Raw genomic sequence first — 10,113 nt, forward strand, 5'->3', positions numbered from 1 at the left:
TGGTGCTTGATCCTGAAGCCTGACGCAATGCGACGGGGCAGTGCAATGTTCAGGCTCAAGGCGTCATTCAGGCTTGAGGCGTCAGGCTTTGGCGACCGCAGGCGTGCTGGTGCTGCTTTTGGTACGCGGCCTGAGCTGGGCAGCGATCATTGCGGGGTCGCTGACACCTGTATCGGCGCGCATGCCAGCGGCCAGAAACGGCACCATCAGGCGCATGACCTGCTCGATGGAGGTATTGACGCCGAAATCGGTCTCGGCAATGGCACGCAACGCCTTGATGCCCGACATGCTGAATGCAGCGGCCCCCAGCATGAAGTGCACGCGCCAGAACAGCTCGATGGGCGGGATACGCGGAGCGGCTTCATTGACCAGCGTCATGTAACGGCGGAACACCTTGCCGTACATGTCTTCCAGGTAGCGGCGCAAATGGCCCTGGCTCTGGCTGAAGGCAAGGCCGAGCAGACGCATGAAAATCGACAGGTCATTACCGCTGCGCGGCTGCACGACGAGCGCCTGTTCAACGAGGATTTCCAGCAGCTCTTCAAGGCTGGGCTTGTGCTCGGGTTTGCCCTGGCGACGCTCCAGCTCACGGTCGAGACTGATGCAGAACGGCCCCAGGAAGCGCGAAAACACCGCCTGAATAAGCGCTTTCTTCGAGCCGAAGTGATAGTTCACCGCAGCCAGATTGACCGAGGCCTTGCTGGTGATAAGACGCAAGGATGTTTCAGCGAAACCTTTCTCTGCGAACAACTGCTCGGCAGCATCAAGAATGCGTTCAACGGTTTCCGACTGGGCCATGGCTCTCTGCCTAACAAACGAACGTTTGAAACATACGTATCAGGCGCACCGCTTGTCAAGCGAGGCGTTCACTTTGTGGCCGGACAGTCACGAAACCTGCTTTCAAATGACCGATCAACACCCTTATACAAGCTACCTGGCAAAGGTTTCAGGCCATGATCGACAACCGCTCGGCGGCGAGAATGAAATGGATGATTGCCAATACGCTTTCACTGTATATAATCCCAGTCACTGTATAAAAAGCCAGAGCGCCCATCATGATCAAACTGACGCCACGCCAGGCTGAAATCCTGGGCTTCATCAAACGCTGCCTGGAAGACAACGGCTTCCCGCCAACCCGTGCGGAAATCGCTCAGGAACTGGGTTTCAAATCACCCAACGCAGCGGAAGAGCACCTGAAGGCCTTGGCCCGTAAAGGCGCCATCGAGATGACGCCCGGCGCTTCACGCGGCATCCGCATCCCCGGCTTCGAAGCACGCCCCATTGAAAGCAGCCTGCCGGTCATTGGCCGCGTTGCAGCCGGCGCACCGATTCTGGCTCAGCAACATATCGAAGAGTCCTGCAACATCAACCCGTCCTTCTTCCACCCCAGCGCCAACTACCTGTTGCGCGTTCACGGCATGAGCATGAAGGACGTCGGCATTCTGGATGGCGACCTGCTGGCCGTGCATACCACCCGTGAGGCCCGCAACGGCCAGATAGTGGTGGCCCGGATAGGCGACGAAGTCACCGTCAAACGTTTCAAACGTGAAGGCAGCAAGGTCTGGCTGCTGGCCGAAAACCCTGATTTCGCACCCATCGAGGTCGATCTCAAGGATCAGGAACTGGTGATCGAAGGTTTGAGCGTCGGCGTCATTCGCCGCTAAGGAGACGTTATGCAGTTCCATCAAGCACCGCATTCGCAATTGCCACTGTTCGAGGCGTTTCTGGCTCAGCCTATCGCCCCGATGCTTACAAATGCAGTAGAAGCACCCTGGGCCAACGAGCCGGAAGTGTTCAGTGAACTGTCTTTGCGCGGCGGCGCCTGGAACTGCCTCAACCTGCTGGCCCCCATCCTTCGGGAACTCAGCGAAGAGACTGACGCTCGCTGGCTGACGCTGATCGCGCCCCCCTCCAGCCTGACCCAAGCCTGGCTGCGCGAGGCGGGGCTGAATCGTGAGCGAATCCTGCTGCTGCAGCCACGCGGCACGCAAAGTGTGCTGGAGCTGACGCGCGAGGCGCTTCGACTGGGGCGTAGTCATACGGTGGTGAGCTGGATCAATCCACTTGGCACATCGGCGCGCCAGCAACTGATCACTGCTGCAAGAATCGGTGAAGCACAGAGCCTGAACATCCGGCTGGGCTGAAACGCCCGGTCAATGACATTGCCCGGTGGATGCTGCCGGGGCAGTATTCAGCACTCAGTGCAGAACGTGAGGGACGTCATCCTTTTCGATCTCGCCTTCAGCAAGACGACCGGCCATCTGCACGCCAACACTCAACATGGCTTTGGCGACTTCAACGTGCTGGCCTTGCATGAACGCCTTGGCATCCGCAGAGAAATCGAGCGTAACCAGAGAACCTTCGTCATCGGCACGACGCAGTTCTATGCGCCCGTCAGGCAGTTCGACAATTTCCAGAAAAGAGGTAGGCATTGGTACAGTTACTCCGCAATAGGCGGGCATTGTAACAGCCTGCCAGCCTGCACTTCATTGGTTTTCAGCACTCGCTCAGGCCTTCTCGAAAACGAATCGCCAGCCCTTTCAGTTGCTGACGCCAGCTTTCAAGCTCTTCACGTGTCAATTCAGACTCCGTCTCGGCGTCCAGGTTCACAGCCAGTATCATCGGCTGCGTGACATCACCCTTGAGCTTTTTCGGCGCGCGCGGCGGGTCGTACAAGGCGTTATAGGCAGCAAGCAATTGCGCAAGCCACGTCTGACGATTGTGGGCAAGCTCGACCAGCTCGGCCATTTCGGGAATCGCGATGGCGTCCAGCACTTCCTGAGTCAACAATTCTTCCGCACGACGCGTACCGGCCTGTGGCAGTCGGTAGAATCCTGCGATTTCATGACACAAGCCCAGCAGCGCGCCGTACAGATGAAACAGCGCAGACTCACGCTCAGCCTGCAACAGTGCCGGGGAATTTACTGCCTGCCCCTTCTCTGCCCTGCCCAGCGCCTCAAGCGCGAGCCCTGTGAAGTAGATCTTCTGGTTGGTACGGGTATAGAGCTCATGAGCCATGACGAAACTCTCCATAACAATGGGACAAGACCAGCATAGCCTGTAACACCAGGTCAACCTGATGGCACAGGCTCGATAGTATTGAAAACGGTGTCCGGCTCACACGAGCCGGACACATGCGATCAACGCTTGTCTTCAACCTTCCAGGCACTGCCGTCGTAGAACGCGCGCCAGCCGGTAGGCTTGCCTTCCACTTCGGTCTGCACATACTGCTCTTTGGTCTTGCGGCTGTAACGGATCACCGTCGGACGACCGTCCGGGTCCTTCTTCGGCGCTTCGCAGAGGAAGTGGTACTTCGGATCGATCTCGTCCTTGTGCGGCGCAATCTCTGCGACCAGCGGCGCGCGGGTTTCACGGTTTTTCGGGAACTGGCTGGCAGCCAGGAACAGACCCGAAGCGCCGTCACGCAGGATGTAGGTGTCGTCAACCTTGTCGCACTTGAGCTCCGGCATCTTCACCGGGTCCATTTTCGGCGGTGCTGCATCGCCACTTTTCAGCAGCTTGCGCGTGTTCTTGCACTCGGCGTTGGTACAACCGAAGAACTTGCCGAAACGACCGGTCTTGAGCTGCATCTCGCTGCCGCACTTGTCACACTCCAGGCTCGGGCCTTCGTAGCCCTTGATCCGGTAAGTACCCTCTTCAATCTCGTAACCTGTGCAATCGGGGTTGTTACCGCAGATGTGCAGCTTGTGCTTCTCGTCCAGCAGGTAGGCGTCCATCGCCGTACTGCAGATCGGGCAGCGATGCTTGCCGCGCAGAACCCGCGATTCGGACTCGTCATCATCGTCGGCAATTTCATCGCCGGGGGTCAGATTGACAGTCGCCTTGCAGCGTTCCTTGGGTGGCAGGCTGTAGCCGGAGCAACCGAGAAACACGCCCGTCGAGGCGGTACGGATCTGCATCGGACGAGCGCACACCTTGCATGGAATATCGGTCATCACCGGCTGATTGGCACGCATGCCGCTGTCCGGGGCTTCGGCCACTTCCAGCTTCTTGCGGAAATCACCGTAGAACTCGTCCAGCACGTTCTTCCAGTCGCGCTGCCCCTTGGCCACGTCGTCGAGATTTTCTTCCATCCCGGCGGTAAAACCGTAGTCCATCAGGTTGGCAAAGCTCTCGGACAGACGCCCGGTAACGATGTCGCCCATTTTTTCCGAGTAGAAGCGGCGGTTATGCAGCGCCACGTAGCCACGGTCCTGAATGGTCGAAATGATCGCTGCGTAGGTCGACGGGCGACCGATACCGCGCTTTTCCATCTCCTTGACCAGGCTCGCTTCGGAGTAACGCGCCGGCGGCTTGGTGAAGTGCTGGCTGGGGTCCAGCGTGTTCAGCTTCAGAACTTCGCCCTGCGCCATGTCCGGCAGCACGTCGTCATCGCCTGGCTTGGCCATTTGCGGCAACGCACGGGTATAACCGTCGAACTTCAGGATGCGGCCCTTGGCACGCAGTTCAAAATCGCCGGCAGCAACCGTGACGGTGGTCGACAGGTACTGCGCAGGAAGCATCTGGCAGGCCACGAACTGGCGCCAGATCAGCTCGTAGAGGCGCTCTGCATCACGCTCCATGCCGGTCAGCTTCGAAGGATGGGTGTTGACGTCGGACGGACGAATCGCTTCGTGAGCCTCTTGTGCGCCTTCCTTGCTGCTGTAGACATTCGCCGCTTCCGGCAGATACTTCTTGCCGAACTCGGTTTCGATGTAATCGCGCCCCATGCTGACGGCATCGGCCGACAGGTTGGTGGAGTCGGTACGCATGTAAGTGATGTAGCCCGCCTCGTAAAGGCGCTGAGCCATCATCATGGTTTTCTTCACGCCGAAACCCAGACGATTGCTCGCAGCCTGTTGCAGGGTCGAGGTGATGAACGGTGCCGACGGCTTGCTGCTGGTCGGCTTGTCTTCACGCTTGACGATGCTATAGCTGGACGCCTTGAGCTTTTCAAGTGCGGCCATCGCCTGCTTTTCGTTCAACGGCTTGAACGCTTCACCTTTTTCACGCGCCACGTCGAAGCGCACGTTTGCGCCTTTGGCGGTGCCGAGGTCGGCGTGGATTTCCCAGTATTCTTCGGGGTTGAAGGCGCGGATTTCACGTTCGCGTTCAACCACCAGCTTCACGGCAACCGACTGCACACGTCCTGCGGACAGGCCACGAGCAACCTTCTGCCACAACAGCGGCGAAACCATGTAACCCACAACGCGGTCAAGGAAGCGACGCGCCTGCTGGGCATTGACTCGTGCTATGTCCAGCTCACCCGGTCTGGAAAACGCTTCCTGAATGGCCTTCTTGGTGATTTCGTTGAACACCACGCGTTTGTAACGACTGTCATCCCCGCCGATGGCTTCGCGCAGGTGCCAGGCAATGGCTTCCCCTTCGCGGTCCAAGTCCGTCGCGAGATAGATGATGTCGGCATCCTTGGCGAGCTTGCGCAGCTCTTCGATGACCTTCTCCTTGCCGGGAAGGATCTCGTATTTGGCTTTCCAGCCGTGTTCCGGATCGACGCCCATGCGCGAGACCAACTGGCGCTGAGCCTTTTCCTTCGGCGTCAGCACCGGGCCTTCGCCCGCAGCGGCCTTGCCGCGCTTGGCAGCAGGGTCTTTGGCAGCACTAGCCGAACCGCTGGTGGGCAGGTCTCGGATATGGCCGATACTCGACTTCACCACGTACTGGTTGCCCAAATACTTGTTGATGGTCTTGGCCTTAGCCGGGGATTCCACGATGACCAGCGATTTGCCCATGGATCAGAAAATTCCTGAATACTAGATGAAAGACAGTGAGGAGCTTGTAAAGGCCACGCTATATATAGTGGCTACAAGGTGAGGTCAAGCACAGCCTGTTGTGCCATTCCGTCTCACGTTCGGAAAAACAGGCTGGGTTCAGCCTCAATCAGAGCAAAGCGCGGGACGTGCTCGCCGTCAACCTCGACCGACTCCAGAAACATGCTCAAGGGACGCACCCACATGCCGAAATCGCCGTACAGAGCCTGATAGAACACGACTTCTTCTTCGGTTTCGGAATGCCTGGCAACACTGAAAACCCGGTACTGCGGGCCTTTGTAATGGCGATAGAGCCCTGGTTGCAATTGCATGCTGCGGTCCTCTTGTAACACGTTCAAAACATTTGGTTAAAAAACCATTTTTCAAAAAAACGAAAGCCGGGGCACCAAGCCCCGGCTCGCATCACACTCGGCAATCAGACGCGTTCGAAAACGGTCGCGATGCCCTGACCCAGACCGATACACATGGTAGACACGCCAAAGGTGCCGCCATTCTGCTTCATGACATTGAGCAAGGTGCCGGAGATGCGCGCACCGGAACACCCAAATGGATGGCCCAGAGCGATGGCGCCGCCGTGCAGGTTAACCTTCTCGTTCATCTTGTCGAGCACTTTCAAATCTTTCAGCACCGGCAAGGCCTGTGCAGCGAACGCTTCATTGAGCTCGAAGAAGTCGATATCGCTGATACTCAGGCCAGCGCGCTTGAGCGCTTTTTGCGTCGCCGGAACCGGACCATAGCCCATGATCGCAGGGTCTACACCGGCCACGGCCATTGAGCGAATCACCGCCAGAGGCTGGATGCCGAGGTCCTGGGCGCGCTGGGCCGACATGACGATCATGCACGACGCGCCATCAGTGATCTGCGAAGAAGTACCCGCCGTCACGGTACCGCCTTTTGGATTGAATGCCGGCTTCAAGGCCGCCAGGCTTTCCAGCGTGGTGTCCGGACGAATGGTTTCATCATAGTCGAAGACCTTGAGGAAGCCGTTCTCGTCGTACCCCTGCATCGGGATGATTTCGTCCTTGAACTTGCCTTCCAGCGTGGCCTTGTGGGCCAACTGGTGGGAGCGTAAACCGAATGCATCCTGCTGCTCGCGAGTAATGCCATGCATCTTGCCGAGCATTTCAGCGGTCAGGCCCATCATCCCGGACGCCTTGGCGGCGTGCAGGGACATGTGCGGGTTGGGGTCCACGCCGTGCATCATGCTGACGTGGCCCATGTGCTCCACGCCACCGATGACAAACACGTCGCCATTGTTGGTCATGATCGCCTGCGCAGCGGTGTGCAGCGCGCTCATGGACGAACCACACAGACGGCTCACGGTCTGCGCGGCGGAAGTGTGCGGGATCTGGGTCAGCAACGACGCCATGCGCGCGATGTTCCAGCCCTGCTCCAGGGTCTGGTTGACGCAGCCCCAAATCACGTCTTCGACTTCGGCCGGATCGACCTTGTTGTTGCGCTCGAGCAGTTTGCTGATCAGGTGCGCCGACATGTCTTCAGCACGGGTATTGCGGTGCATGCCGCCCTTGGAGCGGCCCATCGGTGTGCGACCGAAGTCGACAATCACGACGTCTCTTGGATTAAGGCTCATACGTTCATACCTCGGAAGACGCTTGACCGAAGAAGCTCTGGCCATTGGCGGCCATCTCACGCAGCTTCTCGGTCGGTTGATACAGGGCACCCAGCTCGGCATATCGATCAGCCAGGGCAACGAATTCGGCAACACCGATGGAATCGATGTAGCGCAGCGCACCGCCACGGAATGGAGGGAAACCAATACCGTAGATCAGGCCCATGTCAGCTTCGGCAGCCGTTTCGACGATGCCGTCTTCCAGGCAGCGAACGGTTTCCAGGCACAGCGGGATCATCATCCAGTTGATGATGTCTTCATCGCTCACTTCACGCTGCTCGTAGACAATCGGCTTGAGCACGTCCAGCACCGCCGGATCGTTGACCTTCTTGGGCTTGCCCTTCTTGTCGGTCTCATAGACATAGAAGCCCTTGCCGTTCTTCTGGCCCAGACGATTGGCTTCGTACAGCGCGTCAATGGCAGAACGACGGTCGTCTTTCATGCGGTCGGGGAAGCCTTCAGCCATCACGTCACGGCCGTGGTGGCCGGTGTCGATGCCGACAACGTCCATCAGGTAGGCAGGGCCCATCGGCCAGCCGAATTTTTCCATGACCTTGTCGATGCGCACGAAATCCACGCCTGCGCTGACCAGCCTGGCGAAACCGCCGAAGTACGGGAACAGCACGCGGTTGACCAGAAAGCCCGGGCAGTCATTAACCACAATCGGGTTCTTGCCCATTTTCTTGGCGTAGGCAACGGTGGTGGCGACAGCCTCCTCGCTGGACTTCTCGCCACGGATCACTTCCACCAGCGGCATCATGTGCACCGGGTTGAAGAAATGCATGCCGACGAAGTTTTCCGGGCGCTTGAGGGCTTGCGCCAAAAGGCTGATGGAAATGGTCGACGTGTTGGAAGCCAGAATGGTGTTTTCACCGACGTTGGCTTCGACTTCAGCGAGTACAGCCGGCTTGACCTTGGGATTCTCGACAACGGCTTCGACCACCAGGTCGACATTGCCGAAATCGCCGTAGGACAGCGTAGGACGAATCGCGTTTAGCGCTTCTGCCATCTTCGCAGCGGTCAGACGGCCTTTTTCAAGGCGACCGCCCAGTAGCTTGGAGGCTTCGTTCAAGCCCAGTTGAATGGCTTCTTCGCGGATGTCCTTCATCAGGATCGGCGTGCCCTTGACCGCAGACTGATAGGCAATACCGCCGCCCATGATCCCGGCACCCAGCACGGCGGCCTGTTTCACGTCGCGAGCCACTTCGTCGTAGCCCTTGGCTTTCTTTTTCAGCTCCTGATCGTTCAGGAACAGGCCGATCAGGCTCTGTGCTGCCGAGGTCTTGGCCATTTTCACGAAACCGGCGGCTTCGATTTCCAGTGCCTTGTCACGACCGAAGTTGGCGGCTTTCTGGATGGTCTTGATGGCTTCGACCGGCGCTGGATAATTCGGCCCGGCTTGACCTGCGACAAAACCCTTGGCGGTCTCGAATGCCATCATCTGCTCGATGGCGTTCAGTTTGAGCTTGTCCAGTTTTGGCTGACGCTTGGCCTTGTAATCGAACTCGCCGGAAATAGCGCGCTGGATCAGGTCAAGCGCGGCAGCCTGAAGCTTCTCGGGAGCCACTACTGCATCGACGACACCCACTTTAAGCGCGTCTTCTGCGGAGTTTTCCTTGCCCGATGCAATCCATTCGATGGCATTGTCGGCGCCGATGATGCGCGGCAGGCGTACGGTACCGCCGAAACCTGGATACAGGCCCAGCTTGACTTCCGGCAGACCGACACGGGCGCTGCTGGAGATGACTCGATAGTCTGCGGCCAGGCACATTTCCAGACCGCCGCCCAGCGCAATGCCGTTGATGGCGACAACGGTGGGCACGCCCAGGTCTTCGAAATCGCTGAAAATCCTGTTGGCTTCCAGATTGCCCGCGACCAGTTCGGCTTCCGGCAACTTGAAGTTGTCGACGAACTCGGTGATGTCGGCACCGACGATGAACACGTCCTTGCCGCTGGTGACGATCACGCCCTTGACCGATGCGTCGGCCTTGACGGCGTCGACCGCTTGGCGCAGTTCGTTGAGGGTGAGGCGGTTGAACTTGTTGACGGACTCACCCTTGAGGTCGAAATTCAATTCGACGATGCCACTTTCAAGAGCCTTAACCGTGATGGCTTTACCTTCGTAAATCATCAACTGATCTCCACAATATGGAAGCTGAACAATACCCGCCGGGCATTGATGCCCGACGAGGCTACGACGTCGCCGTCGATAAACATGCCAAATCCCACGTATACCCGACGCGACATGGTAGTCAGGATTCTGTCAGAGCCGTCTGAAGACAAAACGCTCATTTCATACGCCCGTTTGATTTGGGTATGCACACCATCAGTCAAAACCGGAAGATTGTCAATTCGACAAAACACTCATGAAAACTGCCGGTTTGGCGAAATATTCAAGCAGCCCATAATGCCCACGACCGATTGCGATCCTCCATCATTCGCCAGAGTGATAGTGCATAGCTGTGCCTGGGTTCTGACTTTAAGACATGACGCCGAACTTTAACTATCGTGCCGACGCCCTGAAGCGGTTTGTGACGCTCTGCGTCGCACAGCGGTTCTGCGATGTCAGTGGTTTCTGTTTCCGGCTCAGGTCACCTTTGCGCCCTTACGGCGCCCTACTTTGAGGGACCAAAGTAGGCAAAGTCCCAGCTCCGTTTCCGGCCCGACTTCGTCGGGTTCCTTCGCCCTGACACT

Annotated in this window: 9 protein-coding genes; 2 read left to right on the forward strand and 7 right to left on the reverse strand. The window is 58.1% G+C overall.

Features of this window, described 5'->3' with window-relative positions:
- Positions 1–81: 81 nt before the first annotated feature.
- Complete coding sequence (gene psrA, locus DW49_RS0119940) at positions 82–798, reverse strand: transcriptional regulator PsrA (protein WP_005619247.1); 717 nt, start codon at positions 796–798, stop codon at positions 82–84.
- 257 nt (positions 799–1,055) lie between these two features.
- On the opposite strand from psrA, the gene lexA reads away from it, so the two are divergent.
- Both lexA and sulA read left to right on the forward strand, forming a co-directional pair.
- Positions 1,056–1,664 (forward strand): transcriptional repressor LexA, encoded by a 609-nt coding sequence (gene lexA, locus DW49_RS0119950; RefSeq protein ID WP_005619251.1) that lies wholly within the window; start codon positions 1,056–1,058, stop codon positions 1,662–1,664.
- A 9-nt stretch (positions 1,665–1,673) separates the two neighbouring features.
- Positions 1,674–2,144, forward strand: a complete 471-nt coding sequence (sulA, locus tag DW49_RS0119955) for an SOS-induced cell division inhibitor SulA (protein WP_005619253.1) — start codon at positions 1,674–1,676, stop codon at positions 2,142–2,144.
- A gap of 54 nt (positions 2,145–2,198) precedes the next feature.
- On the opposite strand, the gene DW49_RS0119960 is transcribed toward sulA, so the two are convergent.
- From DW49_RS0119960 to fadB, 6 genes are all read right to left on the reverse strand, one after another.
- Positions 2,199–2,432, reverse strand: coding sequence for a hypothetical protein (locus tag DW49_RS0119960; protein WP_003315798.1), 234 nt, complete (start codon positions 2,430–2,432; stop codon positions 2,199–2,201).
- A gap of 64 nt (positions 2,433–2,496) precedes the next feature.
- Positions 2,497–3,018, reverse strand: coding sequence for a DUF6586 family protein (locus tag DW49_RS0119965; protein ID WP_005619256.1), 522 nt, complete (start codon positions 3,016–3,018; stop codon positions 2,497–2,499).
- A 122-nt stretch (positions 3,019–3,140) separates the two neighbouring features.
- Positions 3,141–5,750: a type I DNA topoisomerase gene (gene topA / locus DW49_RS0119970; protein ID WP_005619258.1), complete on the reverse strand. Its 2,610-nt coding sequence runs from the start codon at positions 5,748–5,750 to the stop codon at positions 3,141–3,143.
- 113 nt (positions 5,751–5,863) lie between these two features.
- The gene (locus DW49_RS0119975) at positions 5,864–6,100 is read right to left on the reverse strand and encodes a DUF1653 domain-containing protein (RefSeq protein ID WP_005619260.1); all 237 of its coding nucleotides are present in this window, start codon (positions 6,098–6,100) and stop codon (positions 5,864–5,866) included.
- 104 nt (positions 6,101–6,204) lie between these two features.
- On the reverse strand, positions 6,205–7,380 hold the full coding sequence (gene fadA / locus DW49_RS0119980) for an acetyl-CoA C-acyltransferase FadA (RefSeq protein WP_005738756.1): 1,176 nt from the start codon (positions 7,378–7,380) through the stop codon (positions 6,205–6,207).
- Positions 7,381–7,384: 4 nt separating this feature from the next.
- Complete coding sequence (gene fadB, locus DW49_RS0119985; RefSeq protein WP_005619263.1) at positions 7,385–9,550, reverse strand: fatty acid oxidation complex subunit alpha FadB; 2,166 nt, start codon at positions 9,548–9,550, stop codon at positions 7,385–7,387.
- Between the last annotated feature and the right edge of the window lie 563 nt (positions 9,551–10,113).

Source organism: Pseudomonas avellanae BPIC 631, assembly GCF_000444135.1.
Classification (GTDB): Bacteria; Pseudomonadota; Gammaproteobacteria; order Pseudomonadales; family Pseudomonadaceae; genus Aquipseudomonas; species Aquipseudomonas avellanae.